A 22,527-nucleotide genomic window follows, 5' to 3' on the forward strand; every position below is an offset into this window, starting at 1 on the left:
TCGGTGGGCTCGGGCGCGGCTCAGCGGCTCAGCGGCTCAGCGGCCCGTGGCGAGCGCGCGGGCGCGCCCGCCGGGCTTCAGGGGCTCCCACCAGGCGCGGTTCTCGCGGTACCAGGCCACCGTCTCGGCCAGGCCGCGCTCGAACGGGACGCGCGGCACGAAGCCCAGCTCGCGGGTGATGCGGGACGAGTCAAGGGAGTAACGGCGGTCGTGGCCCTTGCGGTCGGCCACCCGGCGCACGGCCGACGCGTCGGCGCCGCACAGGTCGAGCAGGCGCTCCGTCAGGCGCCGGTTGCTCAGCTCGGCGCCACCGCCCACGTGGTAGACGCGCCCCGGCCGCCCCGACGTGGCGACCAGCGCGATGGCGCGGCAGTGGTCGTCGACGTGCAGCCACTCGCGGACGTTGCCGCCGTCCCCGTAGAGCGGCACGGGCAGCCCGTCGAGCAGGTTGGACACGAAGAGCGGCAGCACCTTCTCGGGGTGCTGGTAGGGCCCGTAGTTGTTGGAGCACCGCGTGATCCTGACGTCGAGACCGTGGGTGCGGTGGTGGGCGAGGGCCAGCAGGTCGGACGCCGCCTTGGCCGCCGCGTACGGGGAGTTGGGTGCGAGGGGCTGGTCCTCGGCCCATGAGCCGCGCTCGATCGAGCCGTACACCTCGTCCGTGGAGACATGGACGAAACGCCGGGTGCCCGCCGCGAGCGCGGCGTCAAGGAGCACCTGCGTCCCCTGCACGTTGGTCCTGACGAAGTCGCGGGAGTCGGCGATCGAACGGTCCACGTGCGACTCGGCCGCGAAGTGCACCACCAGGTCGGCGTCCCGTGCCAGAGCCGCTGCCAGGTCCACATCGCAGATGTCGCCCCTGACGAAGCGCAGGCGCGGGTGGTGCGCGACCTCGGCCAGGTTCGCCAGGTTGCCCGCGTAGGTCAGCAGGTCGAGGACGGTCACCCGGGAGGCCGACAGGCCGGGGTACGCGCCGCGCACCAGCTGCCGCACAAAGGCGGAGCCGATGAAGCCGGCGCCTCCGGTCACCAGAACACGCATGGTCTCCGCTGCCTTTCGTCAGTCGGCGGGGGCGGCGGCGGGCGAGGCCGCGGGGGAGGCGGCGCCCCGCGCGGCGACCTCCATCACATACCTGCCGTAGTCGGACGCCGCCATCTCGCGGCCGAGCCTGTGACACGCGTCGGCGTCGATGAAGCCCATGCGCAGGGCGATCTCCTCGACGCACGCGATCCACTCGCCCTGCCGCCGCTCCAGCAGCTGGACGTACTGCCCGGCCTGGAGCAGGGAGTCATGGGTGCCCATGTCGAGCCAGGCGAACCCGCGGCCCAGCTCGGTCAGCCGGGCCCGGCCCTGGGCCAGGTAGCTGAGGTTGACATCGGTGATCTCCAGCTCGCCCCGCGCGGAGGGGCCGAGGTTCTTGGCGATGCCGAGCACGTCGTTGCTGTAGAAGTACAGCCCGGTGACGGCCAGGTTGGAGCGGGGCGCCCGTGGCTTCTCCTCGATGGACAGCAGGCGGCCCGTGGCGTCCACCGTGGCCACGCCGTACCGCCGCGGGTCGCGCACGGGATAGCCGAACAGGGCGCAGCCGTCGAGGTGTCGGCGGCTGTCCCGCAGGAGCGCGGAGAAGCCGGGGCCGTGGAAGATGTTGTCACCGAGGATGAGCGCCACGGGGTCGTCGCCGACGAAGTCGGCCCCGATGACCAGCGCGTCGGCGATGCCCCTCGGCTCCTCCTGCTCGGCGTAGGCGATGCGGATGCCCAGGCGTCCGCCGTCGCCGAGGATCTCCTGGTAGAGCTCGGTGTGCGACCGGGAGGAGATGACCAGCACGTCCCGGATCCCGGCCAGCATGAGCACCGAGAGCGGGTAGTAGACCATGGGCTTGTCGTAGACCGGCAGCAGGTGCTTGGAGAGGGCGCCGGTCAGCGGGCGCAGGCGGGTACCGCTGCCGCCCGCGAGGATGATTCCCTTCACGGTTGCCTCCGTTGGGTGCGGTCGGGCTCGCCGAACCACCCGGTCAGCGCCTCGTCGGGCCCGGCCGAAGGGCCGCCGCGCCACGCGATGTGGCCGTCGGGGCGGATGAGCGCGGTGCCCGCCCCGGCCAGCGGGCCGCTGGTGAGGGGGCGTCGGCCGACGACCTCCACGCGGTCGGCCCACCCGGCGGCGCGGGCGCGCAGCGCCTCTGCCCTGGCGGGTTCGCCGGTGAGGTCGATGAGCAGGCCGCGGGCGGTGGTCCGCGGGGCGGCCCCGTCGAGGGCCCGGGGCGGCAGGCGGGGACCGGGCGGTGCGGCCGGGTCGAAGCCGCCGATGGCGGCGGCCAGCTGGGCGCGGGCGGTCGGCAGGGCGAGGAGCTCGGCGACGACCTCGCGCGCGCCGTCCACGCCGGGGCCGCCGAGCAGCAGGAGCGCCTGGGCGGCGATCGCGGTCAGGGCGCGCGCACCCGCGGGGTGGCGTTCGGAGTGGTAGGTGTCGAGCAGGCCCGGCGGCGCGTGGCCGCGGGCCGTGGCGGCCAGCTTCCAGCCGAGGTTGACGGCGTCGTGCAGGCCGAGGTTGACGGCCTGACCGCCGACGGGCAGCTGGCGGTGGGCGGCGTCCCCCGCGAGCAGGACGCGGCCACGCCGGTAGGACGCGGCCTGCCGGGCGGTGTCGTCGAACGCGTTGGCCCACAGCGGCGTCGCCCCGGCGATGTCGTCGCCGGTGACGCGGGCCCAGGCGGCGGCGATCTCGTCGAACGCGACCGCTCCGCCCGGGCCGCGGTCGCGGGGCGCGGCGCCGTACTCGTGGACCATCACCCGTGTGACGCCGTCGCCGAGCGGCCCGGCGACGGCGAGGCCGCGCGGGTGCCGCTCGAAGCGGCGGGCCCGGACGCGGACCCCCGTGACATCCGCGCGCAGCAGCTCCCTGCGCCCCTCGGTGCCGGGGAACGGGATCCCGGCCAGCCGCCGTACGGCGCTGTCCTCGCCGTCGCAGCCGACGAGGTGACCGGCCTCGACGGTCATCGGCCCGGTGGGGCCCATGACCTCAGCGGTGACTCCGTCCGGCCGGTTCGCCAGCGCGCGCAGCGTGTGCCCGCGCAGGACGACCGCGCCCAACTCGGCCGCCCTTCCGGCCAGGACGTGCTCCACGTGGGCCTGCGGGATCTTCCACAGGCCCGCGTAGGGGCTCGGCACCTCGTCGAGGCCGAGCGGGATTCCGCCGAAGTGCCCCGTGCCCGTGTGCGGCGGTCCGCCGAACGCGGGCAGCAGTCCTCGCTGGGCGAGGAGCTCCATGGTGCGCGCGTGCAGCGTCGAGGCGCGTGACGCGGCGTCGGGCGCCGTGCGCCGCTCGACGACGACGGTGTCCGCGCCGCCGAGCCGCAGCTCGACGGCCAGCATGAGCCCCACGGGGCCCGCGCCGACCACGATCACCTGCGTGCGCACCGGATCAACGCTTCCCCTCGGCGTACGCCCTGGCCAGGCCGAGGGTGGCGCGGCTGTTGGCGCCGAGCGCGTCGCGCACCCTGGCGCGTGCCTCGTCGAGCCCGGCGCCCTCGCCGAGCACGGCCGTGATCCGCTCGGCGGCGATCGTCACGGTGTGCCGGGAGACGGCCGTGGTGGAGCCGTCGGGGTTCTCGGTCAGCAGCCAGCGCCCGGTGTGCAGGGTCATCAGGGCGGGCAGCGTGGTCTGCTTGTAGACGATCGAGTGGTGCGGGAAGCACACCCGGTAGGAGACGGTGGTGTGGAGGGAGCCGTCGGGGGAGCGGGTGTCCATCTCGAGGCGCTGGAGCCCAGGCGCCTCCTCGGTGAGCTTCACGCGCGCCACGTGTGGGAGGCGTTCGTCCCAACGCCCCGCCTGGTCGAGGAAGTCGTAGACGTCCTTCGCCGATCCGTCGACGCGCAGGGCGTCATCGAACGTGAGGGTGCGCTCGTCGGCAGCGGCGGCCAGCTCGGCCCTGTCCCTGAGGGCGGCGAGCTCGGCGCGGCTGTTGCGGTCGACGGCCGTGGCGATCCACTCCAGGTGCTCGGGCGCGTCGTCCACGGCGCGGTAGTCGTGCAGCAGCCGCACCCTGGAGCGGTCCCCCGGCAGCGGCTCGACGATCCAGGCGCCGCCCATCGCGGCCACCGGGTGGGACGAGACCTCCTGCCTGAAGTCGACGCGCAGCGCCTCGCGGTCGAGGCGGCGGCGCGATGTCCAGCTCTTGGGCGCGCCGTTGGCGGTCGCCCAGACGCGGATGCGCTCGTCGCTGTCGTCGCCCGCCACGCGCTCGGCGTGCAGGGTGGGCGGGAAGACCGAAGGCCAGGCGGCGACGTCGGCGATCAGGTCGTAGACGGCCGCGGCCGGAGCGGCCACCGTGATCCCGTGCTCGACCTCCTGGGGGCCTGTGGGGCCCATGGTGCCTCCTCGGTGTGCGGTGGTGGGAGCGGGCGCCGTGCCCTGTCCTTCAGAAGTTGCCGAGGCCGCCGCAGACGTTGAGGGCCTGCGCGGTGATCGACGCGGCGGTGTCGGTGGCCAGATGGCCGACGAGCCCGGCGACCTCGTGCGGCAGGGAGTAGCGGCCGAGCGGGATCTTGGCCTCGAACCGCTCGAGGACGTCGTCCTCCGTCGTCCCCCAGGCCGCCGCGTAGCGTCGGCGCACGCCCTGGGCCATGGGCGTCTCGACATAGCCGGGGCAGACGGCGTTGACCGTGATGCCCGCGGGGGCCAGCTCCTTGCCCAGGGCCTTGGTGAAGCCGACCACCCCGTGCTTGGACGCGGTGTAGGGCGCCGCGAGCAGCACGCCCTGCTTGCCCGCGGTGGAGGCGATGTTGATGACGCGGCCCCACCTCCTGTCCCGCATGCCCCCGGTGGTCAGGACCTCGCGGGTGACGACGAACACGCTGGTGAGGTTGGTCGCGATGACGTCGGCCCACAGCTCGTCGGTGAGGTCGGCGGTGACGCCACCGCCGCCACGGCCCGCGTTGTTGACGAGGATGTCCACCGGGCCGAAGCGCTCGACGGCGGCGGTGACGAACGCGGTGACGTCCGCGCGGGACGTGACGTCGCACGCCCGGCCCGCCACGTCGTGGCCCTCGTCGCGCAGCCGCTCCACGGTGGACTCGACCCTTCCGCCGTCCCGCGCGCACAGGAACACGCGGTGTCCCTGCGCGCCCAGGGTGCGGGCGACTTCGAGGCCGATGCCGCTCGTGGCTCCGGTGACGAGCGCGACGCGCGCGGGCCGTGCCGGTGTCGGTGTCTGCTGGGCCATGGACTGCTCACCTGGACCTTCCACGGGTGGGGCCGTTCAACGGGTGGGGGCGGTGACGACGACGGCGGAGTTGAACCCTCCGGAGCCGCGGGCCAGGACGAGCGCCGCGGTCAGCGGCGCCCTGCGGGCCACGGTCACCAGGTCGAGGCCGTGGGCGGGGTCCGGGACGCTGTGCACGGTGGGCGGGATCACCCCGTCGCGCAGCGCGAGCAGCGCCGTGACGACGTCGAGCGCGCCGCCGCCCGCGCCCAGTCGGCCCGTCATCGTCTTGGGGGCCGTGACCGGCACGCCCCCGGGGCCGAACACGGCGGTGACGGCGTCCGCCTCGGCCCGGTCGAGGTCGGGGACGGCGGCGGCGTCGGCGATGACGACGCCGATGTCCCCTGGGCCGACGCCCGCGTCGGCCAGGGCGGCGCGGATCGCCCTCGCGAGGTTGCCCGGCCTGCCGCTGTCGGGCGGTGGGTCGAACGTGGCGGCGTACCCGGCGATCGCGCCGAGGGCGCGGGCGCCGCGGCGGCGCGCGGCGTCGGCGTCCTCGAGGACCAGCAGGGCGCCGCCCTCGCCCGGGACATGCCCGTCGGCCGCGCGGTCGAACGGCAGGTAGGCGCGGTCGTGCGCGGCGCTCCCGCTGATCCGGCCGCTGGACAGGTGGCCGACCCACCCCCAGGAGCACAGCGAGGAGTCCACGCCTCCGGCGAGCATCAGGGGCTGCCCGCCGCGGATCAGCCTGCGGGCCTGGCCGAGCGCGTCGAGGCCCCCCGCCCCTTCGGTGACGAGGGCGCCGCTCGCGCCGCGGATGCCGTGGCGGATGGAGATCTGGCCGGTGTTGACGGCGTAGAACCAGGCGAACGACTGGTAGGCGCTCACATGGTCGGGGCCCTCGCTCCACAGGTTCCGCAGCTCGCGCTCGCCGAACGCGTAGCCGCCCGCCGTGGCAGCCGTCACCACGCCGGCGCCGTAGTCGCCCGCGTCCGACGGGCGCACCCCGGCGTCGTCGAATGCGAACTCGGCCGTGGCGAGCGCCAGTTGGGTCATACGGTCGGTCTGCGGGATCAGCCGGACGGGGAGGTGGTCGCGCGGGGCGAAGTCCTGGATCTCCCCGGCGAGCCGGGACGGATAGCCGCGCGCGTCGAACAGCGTGACGGGGCCGATCCCCGACCGCCCGGCCAGGGTCGCGGCCCAGTACGCGTCGGTGCCGAGGCCGTTGGGCGCGGCGACGCCGCATCCGGTGACCAGGACGGCGGGCGCCTTCGCGGGCGCGTTCGGCGGGGCGTTCGCCGCGGCCCTCATCGCGCCGCCCTTTCCGCGTCGGCGAGCACCATGGCGCTCTGGAAGCCGCCGAAGCCCGAGCCCACGGTGAGCACCGCGTCCGTGCGCCACTCCCTGGCGGTGACCGGGACGTAGTCGAGGTCGCACTCGGGGTCGGGAGTCGTGTGGTTGGCGGTGGGCGGCACCACGTTGTCGCGCATCGCGAGCACGCACGCCGCGATCTCGATGGACCCGATCGCGCCGAGCGAGTGCCCGACCATGGACTTGATGGAGCTGACGGGCGTGCGGCGCGCGTGCTCCCCCAGGGCCCGCTTGAACGCCCCGGTCTCGTGGCGGTCGTTCTGCTTGGTGCCCGAGCCATGGGCGTTGACGTAGTCGATGTCGGACGGGTCGAGCCCGGCCTCGTCGAGGGCCGAGCTGATCGCGTCCGCCAGCTCCCTGCCGTCCTGCCGCAGCCCGGTCATGTGGTAGGCGTTGCACCGCGAGGCGAACCCCGCGATCTCGGCGTAGACATGGGCGCCCCTGCGCCTGGCGGCGGCCAGCTCCTCGACGACGAACACGGCGCTGCCCTCGGCCAGCACGAAGCCGTTGCGCGACGCGTCGAACGGGCGTGAGGCGTGCTCGGGGTCGTCGTTGCGCGGCGAGGTGGCCTTGATGGCGTCGAAGCAGGCCACGGTGATCGGCGAGATGGGCGCGTCGGTGCCGCCGCAGATCATGACGTCGGCCGTGCCCTCACGGATCAGCTCGGCCGCCAGGCCCACCGAGTCGAGCCCCGAGGTGCAGCCCGTGGAGACCACCGTGGCCGGGCCCTCGGCGCCGACGGCCCACGCGACCTCGGCCGCGAACGAGCTGGGCACGAAGTGGTGGTGGAAGAACGGCGGGAGGTAGGCGCCGGTGACCGCCGCGAGGCGGCCTTCGTCGCTGGCGATCCGGTACTCCTCCTCCAGGCTCATCGAGGCCCCCACCGCGCTGCCCACGCTCACGCCGACCCGCCACGGCTCGGCCGCGGCCGGGTCGAACCCGCTGTCGGCGACGGCCTCGCGGGCGGCGACGACCGCCAGCTGGGCGGCGCGGTCCATGCGGCGCGTCTCGCGTCCGCCGAGCCCGTGCGCCTCGGGCTCGAAGTCGATCTCCGCGGCGATGCGGGACCGGAACGGCGAGGGGTCGAAGAACGTGATCCCCCGGGTCGCCGTCCTGCCCTCGACCAGCATCTTCCAGAAGTCCTTGGTGCCCGTGCCGCCCGGGGCCATCACGCCCACCCCGGTGATCACTGCGCGTCGTGCCACTGCCATCCCCCTCGCTCGTCGGCCGCGGTCCCCGCCCTCAGCCCCGCCACCGGTAGAACCGGGTGGCCATGGCGTCGGCGGGGGAGCGCCAGGTGTCGGGGTCGTACGGGTCGACGAACGGCCGCATGTCCGCGCTGACCTTGACGAACAGCGGATGCGAGCGGGCCTCGTCGATGTTCCGGGGGCCGTTCTCGGTGTCGAAGTCCTGGAGGTGGAAGTAGAGCCCCTGGTAGGTGAACAGCTCCCGGCGCCTCGTGCCCATGCGGGAGGGCATCTCCGTGGCGTCGAACTCGGCGAAGACGCGCGCGATGTCATCGGCCGCGCCGGGCTTCATCCGCGCCACGATCAGCGTGCTGTACATGGGTGCCTCTCTCGTCGTACGGCCTTGTCTGCCTTGCTGGCCTTGTCTGCCTTTCCCGGCCTTCTCCCGGTCTTCTCCCGGCCTTCTCCCGGCGTGCCGCGTCAGCGCGTGGGCGGTCCGAACCAGCGCTCGAGGGCCTGCGCCGCGTCGGCGGCGCAGGGGGCGACCCACGCGGCGTGGCCGTCGGGGCGCACGAGCACGGCGTCGGCGCCGGCCAGCGGGTCGGGCCCCGCGTCCGACCTGCGGGTCGCCCGCACGAACGTGACGCGGTCGGCCCAGCCTTCGGCGACGCGCGCGAGCTTGTCGCCACCGGCCAGGCCGAGCAGCACGCCCTTCGCGTCGCGCAGCAGCGCGACCGGGTCGGTGGCGCGGCCCTCGACGACCAGCTCGACCGGCGGCACGCGGCGGCCGACCAGCGGGTGGTCGTCCTCGGCGACGTCGCCGTAGCGGATCTCCATGCCGCTGACCATGGCGACGAGGTGCCGGTTGACCTCGTCGAACGCCATCAGCTCGGCCAGCACGGTGCGCAGCGGATCGACCTCGGTACCGCCGAGGTAGACCAGGCCCTGGGCCTGGGTGTTCATCAGCACCCTGGCGCCCACCGGGTGGCGCTCGTCGTGGTAGGTGTCGAGCAGGTCCACGGGGCTGTCCCGGCGCAGCGCGGCGCCGAGCTTCCAGCCGAGGTTGACGGCGTCCTGCACGCCGACGTTGAGGCCCTGCCCACCGGCGGGGAGGTGCACATGGGCGGCGTCCCCCGCGAGGAACACCCGCCCGCGCCGGTAGCGTTCGGCCTGGCGGGCCGAGTCGGTGAACGAGCTGGTCCACAGCGGGGTCGCCCCCGTGATGTCCTCGCCGGTGAGGCGCCGCCACGCGGCCGCCACCTCGGCGAACGGCGGTGCCTCCGCGCGCCGCTTCGGGGCCGTGCCGCGCTCGCACACGATGACGCGGTCGATGCCGTCGCCGATGGGCGCGTTCATCGCCATCCCGCCCGGCACGCGCTGCCCGATGGGGCGCGGCGGCAGCCCGGCGCCCTCGATGTCGGCGAGGAACATCTCCATGGTCGCGGCCGAGCCGGGGAACGCGATGCCCGCCAGCTCCCTGACGGTGCTCTGCCCGCCGTCGCAGCCCACCACAAAGGCGGCGCGCAACGTCCCCGCGCCGCCGGGCCCCTCGGTCGCGACCTCGACGTGGTCGCCGTGGTCGGTGAGGGCGGTCAGCCCGGTGCCGCGCCTGATGTCGGCGCCCAACTCGGTGGCCCACTCGGCGAGTACGCGCTCGGTGCGCCACTGCGGGATGCCGTTCGCCTGGAAGTGGATGCCGTCGAGGACGCCGAAGTCCAGGGGCAGGCCGCCGAAGTGCCCCGCGGTCGAGGCGTGGAACGCGCCGAACCTCGGCAGCAGCCCACGCTGGTCGAACACCTCCATCGTGCGGGCGGTGAAGCCGAGGCCCCTGGACTGCCCCGTGGGCTCGGGGAGGCGTTCGAGCAGGATGACGTCGGCCCCGGCGAGCCGCAGCTCCCCGGCGAGCATCAGCCCCGTCGGCCCCGCGCCGACGACGACCACCCCGGTGTCGATCGCGTCACGCGCGCTCATCGGCCCGCCACCTCCCGCCGCGCGGCGTGGGCCCGCTCGATCTCCAGGCACCTGCCGTAGTCGGGGAGTTCGCCGCGCTCACGCGCCTCGGCGAGGGTGGGGGCGGCCGTGTCGCGGGCCGACAGGACCGGCGCGCCCAGGTCGTCGGGGATCGGCAGGCCGAGCGCGGGGTCGAGCGCCTTGATGGCCAGCTCGTTCTCGGGGACATAGCCCTCGGAGAGCATGTAGGACATCACGGTGTGGTCATCGAGGGCGACGAACGCGTGGCCCACGCCGACCGGGAAGTACATGCTCCTGAAGTGCCGCTGGTCCATCAGCACGACGTCCCACTTGCCGAACGTGGGCGAGCCGACGCGGATGTCCACGACGATGTCGAGGGCCGCGCCGCGCGCGCAGTACACGTACTTGGCGTTGCCGGGGGGCGTGAGCGTGTAGTGGACGCCGCGGACCACGCCGCGCCGTGACACGCTGTGGTTGGTCTGGGCGACGGGGAAGAGCGGCGCGTCGTGCGCCCTGGCGAACGCGTCGCCCTGGAACGGCGAGACGAACAGGCCGCGTTCGTCGTCGAAGACGCGCGGGGTGAACTCCAGGGCGCCTGCGACGGCGAGTTCTCTGGCTTTCATGTCTCTTTCCGCCTCTCAGCGGTACGGACGGGATACGGGAGGGAGGGAGGGAGGGAGGGAAGAAAGGGGCGCGGTTGGGCGCGTTCAGAGGGTGGACAGCACCTCGCGCAGGGCGTCGATGACCCGGTCCTGGACGTCGAAGGGCAGCGAGGGGTACATGGGCAGCGAGAAGATCTCGCCCGCGAGGCGCTCGGTGACGGGCAGGCTGCCGCGCCCACGGCCGAGGTGGGCGAACCCCGTCATGGTGTGCACCGGCCAGGGGTAGCTGATGTTGAGGTGGATGTCGTACGCCTTGAGGCGCTCGACGATGTCGTCGCGCCGGGGATGGCGCACGACATAGACGTAGTGGACGTGGGTGTTGCCGGGGGCGGTCGTGGGGAGCCGCAGCCCGGTGTCGCCGAGCCCCTCCGCGTAGCGCCTGGCCACGCGGCGGCGGTCGGCGATGTAGGTGTCGAGCCGGGTCAGCTTGCGGCGCAGGATCTCGGCGTGCACCTCGTCGAGGCGGCTGTTGTGCGCGGGGGTGCCGACCGTGTAGTACCGCTCGGCCATCCCGTAGTAGCGCAGGCGCCGCAGGGCCGCGTCGGTCTCCGCGTCGTCGGTGACGACGGCGCCGCCGTCGCCGTACGCGCCCAGGACCTTGGTCGGGTAGAAGGAGAACGCGGCGACGTCCCCGAGGGTGCCCGCCTTGGCACCGTGGTGCTCGGCGCCATGGGCCTGGGCGCAGTCCTCGAGAACGGCGAGGCCGCGCCGGTCCGCCAGCGCGCGCAGCGGGGCCATGTCGACGCACTGGCCGTAGAGGTGGACGGGCAGCAGGCACGTCGTGGCCGGGGTGATGGCCGCCTCGACCTGGGAGGTGTCCATCAGGAAGTCGTCCTCGCGCACATCGACGAAGACGGCCCGCGCCCCGGTGGAGTCGATGGCGACGACGGTCGGCGCGGCGGTGTTGGACACGGTGATCACCTCGTCGCCCTGGCCCACGCCCAGCGCCTGGAGGCCGAGCTTCACCGCGTTGGTGCCGTTGTCGACCCCGGCGCAGTGGGCGGTGCCGAGGTAGGCGGCGAACTCCTCCTCGAAGCCGCGGACGCTCGCGCCCAGCACGAGCTGGCCCGACCTGAACACCGTCTCGACCGCGTCGAGGATCTCGGCCCGCTCCTTCTCGTACTCCGGCAGGTAGTCCCACACGCGTGTGGTCATCCGAATCTCTCCTCCTGTCACGTGCTCGGCTCGCGGCTCGTCGGCGTCAGGCGTCGCGCACGGCGACGAACAGGCCGCGGCCCTGGGCCAGCCCTGGGACGTACTCCGTGGCGAACCCCGCGTCGCGCTGGGCCTCCTCGTACTGCTCGCGCGTGTAGAGCCGGTGCCGGTAGGACTCGGAGAAGTGCCGCGTGCCGCGCTCCGCGTCGGAGACCAGGTAGTGCACCTCCATGCGCGAGCTGTCGCCGTCGCGCCGGGTGTGGGACACGCGGGCCACGGTGAGGCCATCGGGTTCGATGACGTCGGCCGAGATGTAGCCGTCGATGAAGTCCTCGACGAACCACCAGGGTTCGGTCACCACGACGCCGCCGGGGCGCAGATGGCGGGCGAAGCCGTGGAACACCGCCCGCAGTTCCTGCTCGGTGTAGGCGTGGCCGATCGTGCCGAACAGGGAGATCACGGCGTCGTAGCGCCGCCCGGTGTCGAACGCCCGCATGTCCCCCTGGTGGAGCACGGTGTCGGGCAGCCGCTCGGTGGCCACGGCCAGCATGTCGGGGGAGAGTTCGAGCCCCTCCACCTCGCCGAAGAGACCGGCGAGATGCACCAGGTGGCCGCCGGTGCCGCAGCCGACGTCGAGCAGCGAGTCGGCCCCGGGGGCCCGCGAGCGGATGAGCTTGACGAGGTCGGCCGTCTCCCCCGCGTAGTCCTTGCCGCGCAGGGTGTAGACGTGGTCGTAGACCCTGGCGAACTCGGGACCGTACATGGGTGTCTCCTTCAAGAGGCGTGGGCGGTGAGCGCGGCCACGGTGCGGTCCACGCCCTCCGCGAGGGAGAGCTCCGGCTTCCAGCCGGTGACCGCGCGGAACCGCCAGGGGTCGATCAGGACGCTGCGGAAGTCCGTCACCGGGGCGTGGTCGGGCGGCGGGACGGAGAGCACGGGGACCGGTGGCCGCCCGGTGTGGCGCGCGACGGAGTCGGCGATGAGGCGGAACGCGTCGCCCAGGGCCGGGCTTTCGCCGGAGCCGATCAGCCAGTGACCGCCGACCAGCCGGTCGGGGTGGTCGATGGCGGCCTCCACGGCGCGGGCGACGTCCGTCACATGGACGAGGTCGCGGCGCACGGTGCCGTCGTGCCACATCCGGAGGGGCTCCCCCGCGAGCGCGCGGCCGATCATGGTGGAGACGACGCCGCGGTCCGCGTTGCCCGACCCCGTGGGCTCGCCGTACACGGTGGGCAGACGCAGGCTGACGCCACGCAGCACCCCCTCGGCGGTGGCCTCCTTCAGGGCCCGTTCCGCCGCCAGCTTCTGCCGGTCGTACGCCGTCTCGGGCCGGTCGGGCTCGCCGCCGTCGATGGGCGCGTCGGGCGGGACGCCGATCTGCGAGGCGGAGCCGCTGTACACGACGAGCGGCGGCCGGCCCGTTCCACGGCGGCGGCGCAGCAGGTCGGCGGTGGAGCGGATGACGCCGACGTTGACCAGCTCGCTGCGGGGATCCTCCTCGGCGGCGCGCCAACCGCCGCTGTTGAGCAGCAGGTTCACCACGACGTCCGCGCCGTCGACGGCGTGCGCGAGGGCGGCCCGGTCGGTGACATCGGCCGGGTGGACCTCGAAGGACGCGGCGCCCGCCCCCGCCACGTCGGGCGGCCGACGCGAGACGGCGCGCAGCCGGACCGGTCGGCGGGCCAGGGCGGCGGTGACGGCGGCGCCGACGAACCCCGAGGCGCCGAGCACGGTGATGAGAGGGGGAAGGCCCCGCGGTGCGCTGCCGCTCATGGTCGTGGTCCTCCTCGGGTGGGCGCGGGGCGGTGGGCCGCGAGCGCGTGCAGGCAGGCGAGCAGGCTGCGGGCCTGCACGTTGAGGTAGCCGCTGTGGTCGACCAGGGCGCCGAGCTGGTGCACGGGCATCCAGCGGTGGCTGGGGGGTTCGGGCAGCCGCTCGGTCTCGATGACGAGGTGCCGGTTGCCGACCCGGTCGAACCTGCCGCCCTCGTCGGAGAGCCTGGTGTCGAAGCGGACGCCCGCGGGGTCGGCGTCGAGCACCACGTCGAGGAAGCGGGGCCGGGCGGCGCGGGGCAGCGCGTCGTAGTTGTCGACGTGGCACTGCACGGTCGGCGCGAGCTCGGCCACGTCGCGAAGCCCCGGCTCGGGCCTCAGGTGCATCAGGGCGTGCAGGACGCCGTTGATCCGGGTGACCAGCAGGGCCAGCAGCCCGGTGCCCGCGACGGCGAGCATCGGCTGGTCCCAGCCGCCGACCTCGCGCCCCGCCGCCTCGACGCGCATCCCGACGATCTCGAAGAAGCGCCCGCTGCGGTGGTACAGCCGCTCCCCGTCCCGCTCCCAGCCCGGCAGCCGGGTCAACGGGACGCGCTCCGCGGTGAGTCGGGTGCCCGTGCGGGTGCCGGTGAGCCAGCTGAGGATCGACCGCATGGGGTGGAGCGCGCCCTGGCGCGGGTCGAGGGAGCGCCACAGCGCGGCGGTGAACGCGTCTCCCGCGAGGGCGTCGGCCCCCGCGGGCGGCGGGCCGCAGCGGGGGAGGCACGCGAGGACGGTGCGGGTGTCCATGTTGACGAGGTCGTCGACGAACAGCAGCTCTTCGAGCTGGCCGAGGGTCAGCCAGTGGAAGCCGTCGAGCACCGGCACGTCCTCGGTGGCCTCGACCACCATGTTGCGGTTGTGCTTCCGCAGGAACCACGCGCCCTGCTCGGACTGCCGGACGTCGACCAGGACGCGCTCGGGGTCGGGGTTCCTGAAGTGCTCCAGGTAGGGGACGGGCCTGCCGCGGTGCAGGCCCAGGTAGTTGCTGCGGGTGGCCTGGACGGTGGGCGAGAGCTGGAGGCCCCCGGCGTTGCCCGGCTCGGCCTTGAGCTGCATGAGGAAGCGCAGGGTGCCGTCGAACTCCCTGGCGAGTATGCCGAGGATCCCCACCTCGGGCTGGTGGATGATCGGCTGGTGCCACCGGGGGACGGCGGCGCCCTCGGCGTGGACGGACAGTCCCTCGACGGCGAAGAACCCCCCGCTCTCGTGGGTGAACGCGGCGGCCCCGGGGGCGCAGTGCCAGCCGGTGAGCTCGGCCAGCGGGACGCGCGTCGTCCTGGTCCAGCGGCGGCTCGCCACACGCTCGCGTTCGGCGAGGAATCGCGCGGTCCCCGAGCCATCGGGCCCGCGGGACAGCGCGGAGGCGATCACGCGGCTCTCGGTGTTCTCCTGCGGACGTGCGGAAGCGGAGGGCGGCATGACGGCCGACCTTTCTGCGGGAACGGGCTCCCCTGATCGCCACGCCCGCGCGGCGGAATACCCGGGGCGGGAAGGGACACCACGGGCGAGGAGTGCGGCCTGAAGGTGGCTCGCGGGGAAATGCGGCGCGCCGCCGGGAAAGGGCGGCGCCCGAGAGGCGGGGCGGATATGGGCACACCTCGCCTGCCGAATTGAGCGTGACACGTGCCGTCCTCGGGTGTCAACAGAGAACGCTGGGTGGGGAATTCACCGTGAGAAACGCCGGGACCCACCCATGACATGCGTCATGGGCGCCGCGCGCACAAAGTCATGCCGGGGGCCGAGAAGGGGAATTCAGGCCGGAATGGGCTCAGATCCAGCCCGCCTCGGTCGCCCGGTGGAAGGCGACGATGCGGTTCGGCGCGCCCAGCTTTCTGATCGCCGATGACATGTGGTTGCGCACGGTGCCCTCGCTGACGTTCAGCTTGTCGGCGACGACGCCGAGTGGGTTGCCCTCGCCCGCCCAGCGCAGCACCTCGGCCTCGCGCGCGGTCAGGGGGTTGTCGCCGGCGGCGAGCGCGGCGGCGGCGAGCCCGGGGTCCACGTAGCGGTCTCCCCCGTGCACACGGCGGATCACGTCCCACAGCCGCTCCGCCGAGACCTCCTTGGTCAGGAAGCCGCGGGCGCCCGCCCTGAGCGCGCGCTGGAGGCTGCCGGGACGCGCGTGGCTGGTGAGCATGAGGGTGGGGAACCCGGCTCGCAGGGCCTGGAGTCGCTCGACCACCTGGATGCCGTCCATGCCCGGCATCTCCACGTCGAGGATCACGAGGTCGGCGGCGTGCTCCTCGGCCAGGACCAGCACCTCGTCCCCGCGCCCCGTGCTCGCGACGACGCACAGCCCTTCGGCGAGTCCGATCAACGCGACCAGCGCCTCGCGGGTCAGCCCCTCGTCCTCGGCCACCACGATCCTGATCATCCGCAGCCGTCCGGGACGCCGCCGAGCGGGATGTCGGCGCGCACGCCGTACCAGGAGCCGTCGTCGTGCCCCCAGGTGAGGGTGCCGCCCACCGCCTCGACGCGGGACCGCAGCCCGACGAGCCCGCTGCCGCCCTCGCGCGAGCCGCGCCCGGCGCCGTCGTTGCGCACCTCGAAGAGCACCCGACCGCCCTCCGTGGACAGCCGGATGAGGCAGCGCCCGGCGTCGCTGTGCCGCAGGATGTTGGTCGTGGCCTCCCTGGCGACCCAGCCGAGCGCCTGCTCGACCGGCTGCGGCACACCCTCACGGGGGACGCTGACCTCGGCGGCCACCCCGGCCGCCCGCAGCACCGCCGCGACCTCGTCGATCTCGGCGGCGAGCGGCGGCATCCGGTAGCCGACCACGACCTCGCGCACATCGGCGATCGACCGCCGGGAGAGGTCGGCGACCGACTTCAGGGCGCCGCGCGCGTGTTCGGGGTCCGAGCCGACGAGCCGCGACGCGAGCTCGCTCTGGAGCGCGATGACCGACAGGCTGTGGCCCAGGATGTCGTGCAGGTCACGCGCGAAGCGGAGCCGCTCCTCGACGAGCGCCGCGCGCTTCTCCCACGAGGCGGCCCTGAGCATCTCCCGGTAGCGGAACGCCAGCCAGCCGAGGAAGTAGCACGCCCCGCCGGTGGTCACCGCCGCCGCGATCACGGTCAGCACATGGACGGGCGGAAAGCCGTTGGACGTCAGGACCGCCGCGGCGACGCCGAGGACGGGCAGGCACAGCAGGACGGCGAGAACCAGTCGGAGCACCAGGGACGCGATGCCGACGAAGGCGATGGCGACGCTCTGGGCGTAGACGCCGAGCACCGCGATCAGCAGCAGCGTCGAGCACGAGAAGAGCGCCAGGTCCACCGGGTGATCGGCGGGATCGAACCCGTCGGTCACCGAAGACGAGACCAATCGGTAACTTGTCACCGCCAGAATGGTGGTGAGCACGATGGCGGGAAGGAGCAGGGAAGGGGCGGGGCCGCTGTTCAGCCAGTTGATTTTGCCATGTGCCACGGCGCTCAGCCCGATCAATCCGACGACAAGGGCCGCGAGGCGCGCAGTCGAATCGGCCGAGAGCCTGGATTCCTCGACACTCTCCATCATGTGAATTCCCCCGGTGCGGTTGCCTCCGCGAAGTGCCGCCTGGTCGGAACGGCACCGATGAAACGTCAATCGATACGCAGTGGTGCTTGAACCTTTGACAGCAGGGTGAATACGACGGGGGCGAGCTCAACTCCCCCCGCGTTCCGCACGATGCCCACCGCTTCCGCCCCCTTCAGCGAACACGCAGACGCACAGCGATGATAGGCACAAGGTCCGGCGGCAAGGAAGGCTGCCCGCACCGGCTTCGGGCCCCGTCGGCCTTTCCGGAACCACCCCGCGCCGGGGGCACGAAGGCGAGCCGCCCCGCCGGTTGAGCACCGGGAGGGCCAACGCCCGACCACCCCCGGCCGGTCAACGGCTGACCCGGCGTCAGCCCTCCGGCATGGCCGACGAGTGGTGGTTCACGATCCGCCACGCGCCCGTGTGGGTGTCGCGCTCGTAGACGAACGTGTAGCGGGCGGGCACCTCGGATACCTCGCCCGTCTCCGGGTCGGTCAACGTGAACGTGTACGCGCCCGAGTCGACGGCCGCGTCGCGGCCGAGCAGCTCGACGTACGACGCGTCGATCTCGCCCGAAGGCCGCTGGAGCAGGAAGTGCTCGAAGTAGTCGACGATCCCGGCGCGGTCGGTGCGTATGACGTCGGACAGCGTCGGCTCGAGCACGGCGTCGGGCGCGTAGAGGTCGGCCACGGCCTCGGGGTCCTCGGTGGCGAGCGCGTCGTTCCAGTCGTCGAAGAGGGCCCGGATCTCGGCCTCGCTCGGCTGGTGGTGCCCCGCCGAGCGCTGCTCGGGCGCCGCCGCCCCGACACCGGAGGCGGCTCCGGCCAGCAGGGTTCCCGCGGCGACGACGGCGAGGGCGACACGCGCCGGGCGGGCGCGGAAGGTGATCTGCATGGCGCCAGCCTTGCTCGCGTGCGGTCAAGCCCAGCGCACGATCACAACAAAGAACGGCAAAGAAAGACCCAGGAGTTGTCCAGGAGTTGTCCTCACCCCGCAGGGCGGCGGTAGACGGCGATATACGGACCCGCGTCCTCGCGGTACGGGGCGTGTGACCGGTCGGACCACGGGGCCACCCGGTCGAGGCCCGACGCGGCGGCGTGCTCGTCGATCTCATCGGGCGCGGTGAGGCGTCCGGCTACGGAGGGGTGGGCGCGCCCGGGGGCGCGGGCAGGCGAACGGTGTCGGTCGTCCCGTCGGGCCAGCTCAGCACCGCCGTGTCCGGGTCGGCTCCCTCGGCGAGCGTGGGGAGCCGCGCGGGGTCGAGCGGCCCCGCGCCCAGCACCACCGCGGCGGCGTGGAGCGCTCCCGGGCGTGGCGCGTCGCCGCCCGTGGTCAGCAGCGGGGTGGCGGACTCGGGCCCGAGCGCGTTGCTCCCCTTCGCCATGGCGACATCGGCGTGCGGCAGGCCGCGCAGCGCGACCACCGCGGAGACCAGGCCCCCGGCGCCGGTGAACGACGCCGCCGCGTCGGCGCCCTGGGACACCGCGGCCCCGCCGGGTCCGGTCAGCGGCCAGCCGCCGAACCGCAGCGTGAACGGGCCGCGTTCGAGGTCGTCCTCGCCCGGGTCGACCCGGGCGAGCCGCACCTCGACGGGGCCGCGGACCACGGAGGCCACGGTGATCCAGGGCCCGGTGCGCTGCTCGATCTCGGGCCCCCCGAACGGGTCCCACGTCGCGTCCACGGGCCAGTGCGCGCGGCTGCGCGAGACGCCGGTGTGCCCGGCCACCTCGATCCTGGCCAGCGGGCGGCGATGGGCGGCGCGGCCCCTGGCGTCCACCAGCGTGACCGTGGAGTCGAGCGGCCCAGGGGCGGGGTCGGCGGGCATCTCGGGCGCGGCGTGCGTGGCGTAGGCGAGGCGGGCGTAGACCGGGTCGTCGGCGACGAGGCGGGCGGGGTCGGTGTGGTCGCTGCCGTGGTTGACGACGCGGACGACGCCGTCCGCGCGCGTGCCCGACACCAGCCACCCGGGCGCGTTCAACACCCGGGTGAACGAGCCCTCTTCAACGGGAAGCGGCACCTCGGGCCCGGTCCACACGGGGTGCTCCGGCGGCAGCAGCAGCCCGGCGAAGCCCTTGGACGCCCAGTAGGGCGAGGCGGGCCCCGAGTACAGCTGGCGGATGCGCGGGAACGGACGGTGCCAGCCGAGCGGCAGCAGGCCGTCGTCGCCGACCGCGCCGTTGTCGACGAAGTGGCGCAGCGTCAGCCCGGCCAGCCTGCGGGTCTGACCGGGCGGCAGCGGCGTCGCGTCGAAGAGCGCGCCCGCCCACACGGGCGCGAGCGCGGCGAACCGATAGGTGAGTGAACGGCCCTGGATCAACGGTGAGCCATGGCCGCCCGTGAGGTGGCGGTGGTCGTCGAGGTAGCGGGTGAGCCGCGCGCGGTACCGGTCGGCCAGGCCCGCGGGCGCCACGTCGCCGACGGTGTCACCGAGGATCCGGCAGAACCACAGCGGGTAGAAGTGCATCGCCCAGCCGTTGTAGTGGTCGTAGTTGCGGTGGGCCCCGCCCGTCAGGCCGTCGGAGTACCAGCCGTCGCCCGCGTACCAGAGGTCGGTCAGCTCGATCGCGCGGTCGAGGTCGGCCTGGTCCCAGCGCCCCCCTGCCGTGCGGGCGAACGCCTCGGTGATCCCCTGGAACCAGACCCAGTTGTTGCCCGGCATGTCCGTGTTCACCATGTGGCCGAGCCAGGTGAGAACGTGTCCCCGCACGCGGTCGTCGAGCCGGTCCCAGATCCAGGGGCGCGTCTCGTGCAGGGCGATCGCGATCGACGCGGCCTCGACCTTGGCCTGGTTGACCTCGGCGAACGTGGGCCAGCGCTCGGGGCTTTCGGGGTCGGTGCCCGCGGCCAGGCCCTCGGCGTACCACTCGGCGAGGTGGTGCGGGTCGTCGCCGCCCGCGCCGCCGAGCCGGAAGCCCGCGAGCAGGAACGTTCTGGCGAAGCCCTCGAGGCCGTCGCTCCACCGGCCGCTCGCGCTGGCGGGGCCCGGCAGGTGGATCTGGGCATGGCGCTCGGTGGCGTGCGCGCGGGGCGCGAGCAGCAGCCGGTCGGCGGCCGCGGTCCAGAACGCGCGGTCGGGGGCTCGGGTCAGGGGGTCGGTCACGGCAAGCTCTCCCTCGGTCCTCGCATGCGGCACGGATCCGGTCGCCGATCTCCCGGCGCCACTCGGCCATCCTTCCGCCCCACGAGGGCACCGAACCGTTTCCGCGCACCCTCCTCGACGCCGCCACCCCGGCCGTTGACGCGCACGGCGAAGGGGCGCGGGGCCGTGAGCCCGGCCCCGCGCCCCCTCGAGATCCTGACCCCGCGCCTCAGCCCCGCGCGCCGAGGACCGCCTCGATCTCGGCCAGCTCCTCGTCCTCGAAGCCGAGGTTGGCGACGGCCCCGACGTTGTCCTCGAGCTGACGGACGCTGCTCGCGCCGATCAGCGCCGAGGTGACCCGGCCCCCGCGCAGCACCCACGCCAGGGCCAGCTGCGCGAGGGTCTGGCCGCGCCGCTTGGCGATCTCGTCGAGCGCCCGCGCGGTCTCCACGGCGCCGACGACGCGGTCCTCGGTGAGGAACGGGCTGGCCCCCGCCGCCCGCGAGCCCTCGGGAACGCCGTTGAGATAGCGGTCGGTCAGCAGCCCCTGGGCCAGCGGCGAGAACGCGATCGAGCCCGCGCCCACCTCGTCGAGGGCGTCGAGCAGGCCGTCCTCGACCCATCGGTTGACCATCGAGTAGGACGGCTGGTGGATCAGCAGCGGCGTGCCGAGCTCCCGCAGGATCCGCGCGGCCTCGCGGGTCTGCTCGGCCGTGTAGTTGGAGATGCCCGCGTAGAGCGCCTTCCCCTGGCGCACGGCCGTGTCCAGCGCGCCCATGGTCTCCTCGAGGGGCGTGTCCGGGTCGGGGCGGTGCGAGTAGAAGATGTCGACATACTCGAGGCCCATGCGGCCCAGGCTCTGGTCGAGGCTGGCCAGCAGGTACTTCCGCGACCCGAACTCCCCGTAGGGGCCGGCCCACATGTGGTAGCCCGCCTTGGTGGAGATGATCAGCTCGTCGCGGTAGGGGCGGAAGTCCGCGGCGAGGATCTGCCCGAAGTTGCGCTCGGCGGCGCCCGGCTCGGGGCCGTAGTTGTTGGCGAGGTCGAAGTGGGTCACCCCGAGGTCGAACGCGCGCCGCAGGATGGCCCGCTGGCCCTCGAGCGGGTGGGCGTCCCCGAAGTTGTGCCACAGGCCGAGCGAGATGGCGGGCAGCCGGAGGCCCGACCGGCCGCTGCGTCGATAGGGCATGGGGCCATAGCGGCCTTCGGAGGCGACGTATGTCACGATTCTCCCTCGTCTCTGCCTCGTCCTGCGCGTCGTTCCGGGTGTGGTTCTGAACGAACCGCCGCATCCTGACACACCCCTTGCAACGTCACAACCCGGACTTTGGGGTCGGCGCCCCGCGCCCTGCCTCGGACAACGCGAACGGGCCGCCCCCCGTCCCGTGATAGGCTGCTTCAGCGACATCGGCCCGGATCAGGGCGTCGCACAAGCCAGGTCCTGTGGAGCAGTTTGGAGTGCTCGCCACCCTGTCAAGGTGGAGGCCGCGGGTTCAAATCCCGTCAGGACCGCTCTGGCTGGGTAGCTCAGTTGGTACGAGCGTCCGCCTGAAAAGCGGAAGGTCGCCGGTTCGACCCCGGCCCCAGCCACCTTCTTTCCTCCCCCGCTCAGCGCCCCGGCCTCCCGCCCGGGTGGCGATCGCGCCGGACGGCGAAGATCGTCGTGGCGAGCAGCGTCCAGGCCAGCAGCACCGCGTAGGGCTGCGCGTGCTGGTGCCCCGGGAAGTAGACGGCGTTGTGGAGGGCGTTGACCGCCGCGCCAGGGGGGAGCCAGCGGCCGATCGCGCCGAGCAGCGCGGGGAGCAGCGGCCACGAGACCGCGCCGCCGGACGAGGGGTTGCCCAGCATCACCATCAGCACCCACGTCGGCAGCAGCGCCCACCGCCCGACCAGGGCGTTGAACATGGTGTAGATCATCCCCGAGGCGAACATCGTGAGCGACAGGATCACCCAGGACTGGACGAACGGCAGGCCCGCGGCCCCCGTGAGCCAGCTGACCACCCCGACGATCGCGAAGCCGCCGAGCACCGCGTAGCCCGCCGTGCAGGCGACGCGTTCAAGCGGCCGCAACTCCCGTGCGTTGATCGCCAGTTGCACGGCGCCGAGGAAGCCGACGATCACCGCGGCGATCGTGACGTAGAAGAGCGCGAGGCCCCGCGGGTCGCCCCGGTGCAGGGGCCTGATGTCGCGCACCCGCAGGCGGGTGCCGGACTCCGCCGCCGCCTCGCGCCCCGTCCTGGCGAGCAGCGCGGCCACCTCGGAGCCCGCAGCACCCACGGTGTCGAGCTCGACGACGCCGCCCCGCTCGCTCACGATCCCGAAGACCCGCTGATCCTGGACGGCGTCCACAGCCTGTGGACGCGTGCGGTAGTGGTGACGTTCGAGCGACGTGCCGAGGCCATCGCCCAGGGCGTCGACGAACGCCGGATCCGCGCGGTCCACGATCGCCACCGGAACGTGGCGCGGCGTGGGGTTGGCCATGGCGTAGGTGTAGGAGCCCGCGAAGAGACCGGCCGATGCGGCCGTGAGCAGCCCCACGACCGCGGCCGGAAGGTACCGAGAGTCCGGAAAG

General features: G+C 73.7%; 20 protein-coding genes and 2 tRNA genes. 2 read left to right on the forward strand and 20 right to left on the reverse strand.

Going from position 1 to position 22,527, the window contains the following annotated elements; genetic code table 11:
• Nucleotides 1-36 precede the first annotated feature (36 nt).
• The 19 genes from rfbB to mgrA form a co-directional block, all read right to left on the reverse strand.
• A complete protein-coding gene (rfbB, locus tag D7318_RS03295; protein ID WP_120695318.1) occupies nucleotides 37-1,041 on the reverse strand; it encodes a dTDP-glucose 4,6-dehydratase in 1,005 nt (334 codons plus the stop codon).
• 18 nt (nucleotides 1,042-1,059) lie between these two features.
• A complete protein-coding gene (gene rfbA, locus D7318_RS03300; RefSeq protein WP_120695319.1) occupies nucleotides 1,060-1,971 on the reverse strand; it encodes a glucose-1-phosphate thymidylyltransferase RfbA in 912 nt (303 codons plus the stop codon).
• Nucleotides 1,968-3,416: an FAD-dependent monooxygenase gene (locus tag D7318_RS03305; RefSeq protein ID WP_230423306.1), complete on the reverse strand. Its 1,449-nt coding sequence runs from the start codon at nucleotides 3,414-3,416 to the stop codon at nucleotides 1,968-1,970. Before D7318_RS03305 ends, rfbA begins: the two co-directional genes overlap by 4 nt.
• A 4-nt stretch (nucleotides 3,417-3,420) precedes the next feature.
• Nucleotides 3,421-4,368, reverse strand: a complete 948-nt coding sequence (locus tag D7318_RS03310; RefSeq protein WP_120695320.1) for an aromatase/cyclase — start codon at nucleotides 4,366-4,368, stop codon at nucleotides 3,421-3,423.
• Nucleotides 4,369-4,417: 49 nt separating this feature from the next.
• Nucleotides 4,418-5,221 (reverse strand): SDR family NAD(P)-dependent oxidoreductase, encoded by an 804-nt coding sequence (locus D7318_RS03315; protein ID WP_120695321.1) that lies wholly within the window; start codon nucleotides 5,219-5,221, stop codon nucleotides 4,418-4,420.
• Between the two features lie 36 nt (nucleotides 5,222-5,257).
• Nucleotides 5,258-6,511, reverse strand: coding sequence for a ketosynthase chain-length factor (locus D7318_RS03320; RefSeq protein WP_120695322.1), 1,254 nt, complete (start codon nucleotides 6,509-6,511; stop codon nucleotides 5,258-5,260).
• Nucleotides 6,508-7,782 (reverse strand): beta-ketoacyl-[acyl-carrier-protein] synthase family protein, encoded by a 1,275-nt coding sequence (locus D7318_RS03325; RefSeq protein ID WP_120695323.1) that lies wholly within the window; start codon nucleotides 7,780-7,782, stop codon nucleotides 6,508-6,510. Before D7318_RS03325 ends, D7318_RS03320 begins: the two co-directional genes overlap by 4 nt.
• Nucleotides 7,783-7,813: 31 nt before the next feature.
• Complete coding sequence (locus D7318_RS03330; RefSeq protein ID WP_120695324.1) at nucleotides 7,814-8,137, reverse strand: TcmI family type II polyketide cyclase; 324 nt, start codon at nucleotides 8,135-8,137, stop codon at nucleotides 7,814-7,816.
• Between the two features lie 101 nt (nucleotides 8,138-8,238).
• Nucleotides 8,239-9,729 carry an FAD-dependent monooxygenase gene (locus D7318_RS03335; protein WP_230423307.1) on the reverse strand — a complete coding sequence of 497 codons (1,491 nt, stop codon included), beginning with the start codon at nucleotides 9,727-9,729 and terminating at the stop codon, nucleotides 8,239-8,241.
• Nucleotides 9,726-10,352 (reverse strand): dTDP-4-dehydrorhamnose 3,5-epimerase family protein, encoded by a 627-nt coding sequence (locus D7318_RS03340; protein WP_120695325.1) that lies wholly within the window; start codon nucleotides 10,350-10,352, stop codon nucleotides 9,726-9,728. Before D7318_RS03340 ends, D7318_RS03335 begins: the two co-directional genes overlap by 4 nt.
• An 84-nt stretch (nucleotides 10,353-10,436) precedes the next feature.
• Nucleotides 10,437-11,546 (reverse strand): DegT/DnrJ/EryC1/StrS family aminotransferase, encoded by a 1,110-nt coding sequence (locus D7318_RS03345; RefSeq protein ID WP_120695326.1) that lies wholly within the window; start codon nucleotides 11,544-11,546, stop codon nucleotides 10,437-10,439.
• Nucleotides 11,547-11,592: 46 nt separating this feature from the next.
• The gene (locus tag D7318_RS03350) at nucleotides 11,593-12,309 is read right to left on the reverse strand and encodes a class I SAM-dependent DNA methyltransferase (RefSeq protein ID WP_120695327.1); all 717 of its coding nucleotides are present in this window, start codon (nucleotides 12,307-12,309) and stop codon (nucleotides 11,593-11,595) included.
• Nucleotides 12,310-12,320: 11 nt separating this feature from the next.
• On the reverse strand, nucleotides 12,321-13,319 hold the full coding sequence (locus D7318_RS03355) for an NAD-dependent epimerase/dehydratase family protein (protein ID WP_120695328.1): 999 nt from the start codon (nucleotides 13,317-13,319) through the stop codon (nucleotides 12,321-12,323).
• On the reverse strand, nucleotides 13,316-14,779 hold the full coding sequence (locus tag D7318_RS03360; protein ID WP_120695329.1) for an NDP-hexose 2,3-dehydratase family protein: 1,464 nt from the start codon (nucleotides 14,777-14,779) through the stop codon (nucleotides 13,316-13,318). The genes D7318_RS03355 and D7318_RS03360 overlap by 4 nt, the downstream gene beginning before the upstream one ends.
• Before the next feature lie 349 nt (nucleotides 14,780-15,128).
• Nucleotides 15,129-15,734, reverse strand: a complete 606-nt coding sequence (locus D7318_RS03365; RefSeq protein WP_120695330.1) for a response regulator transcription factor — start codon at nucleotides 15,732-15,734, stop codon at nucleotides 15,129-15,131.
• On the reverse strand, nucleotides 15,731-16,699 hold the full coding sequence (locus D7318_RS03370) for a sensor histidine kinase (protein WP_183091304.1): 969 nt from the start codon (nucleotides 16,697-16,699) through the stop codon (nucleotides 15,731-15,733). Before D7318_RS03370 ends, D7318_RS03365 begins: the two co-directional genes overlap by 4 nt.
• Nucleotides 16,700-17,245: 546 nt before the next feature.
• Complete coding sequence (locus tag D7318_RS03375; protein WP_120695332.1) at nucleotides 17,246-17,770, reverse strand: SgcJ/EcaC family oxidoreductase; 525 nt, start codon at nucleotides 17,768-17,770, stop codon at nucleotides 17,246-17,248.
• Between the two features lie 241 nt (nucleotides 17,771-18,011).
• Nucleotides 18,012-19,976: a DUF2264 domain-containing protein gene (locus tag D7318_RS03380; RefSeq protein WP_120695333.1), complete on the reverse strand. Its 1,965-nt coding sequence runs from the start codon at nucleotides 19,974-19,976 to the stop codon at nucleotides 18,012-18,014.
• Between the two features lie 208 nt (nucleotides 19,977-20,184).
• Nucleotides 20,185-21,180, reverse strand: a complete 996-nt coding sequence (mgrA, locus tag D7318_RS03385; RefSeq protein WP_183091303.1) for an L-glyceraldehyde 3-phosphate reductase — start codon at nucleotides 21,178-21,180, stop codon at nucleotides 20,185-20,187.
• 212 nt (nucleotides 21,181-21,392) lie between these two features.
• Between mgrA and D7318_RS03390 the strand changes: the two genes are divergently transcribed.
• A tRNA-Asp gene (locus D7318_RS03390) sits at nucleotides 21,393-21,467 on the forward strand.
• A 4-nt stretch (nucleotides 21,468-21,471) separates the two neighbouring features.
• A tRNA-Phe gene (locus tag D7318_RS03395) sits at nucleotides 21,472-21,545 on the forward strand.
• Between the two features lie 18 nt (nucleotides 21,546-21,563).
• Here the strand turns inward: D7318_RS03395 and D7318_RS03400 are convergent.
• Nucleotides 21,564-22,493 (reverse strand): ABC-2 transporter permease, encoded by a 930-nt coding sequence (locus D7318_RS03400; RefSeq protein WP_230423308.1) that lies wholly within the window; start codon nucleotides 22,491-22,493, stop codon nucleotides 21,564-21,566.
• Between the last annotated feature and the right edge of the window lie 34 nt (nucleotides 22,494-22,527).

This window comes from Streptomyces radicis, assembly GCF_003626575.1.
In the GTDB taxonomy this organism is placed as follows: Bacteria; Actinomycetota; Actinomycetes; order Streptomycetales; family Streptomycetaceae; genus Streptomyces; species Streptomyces radicis.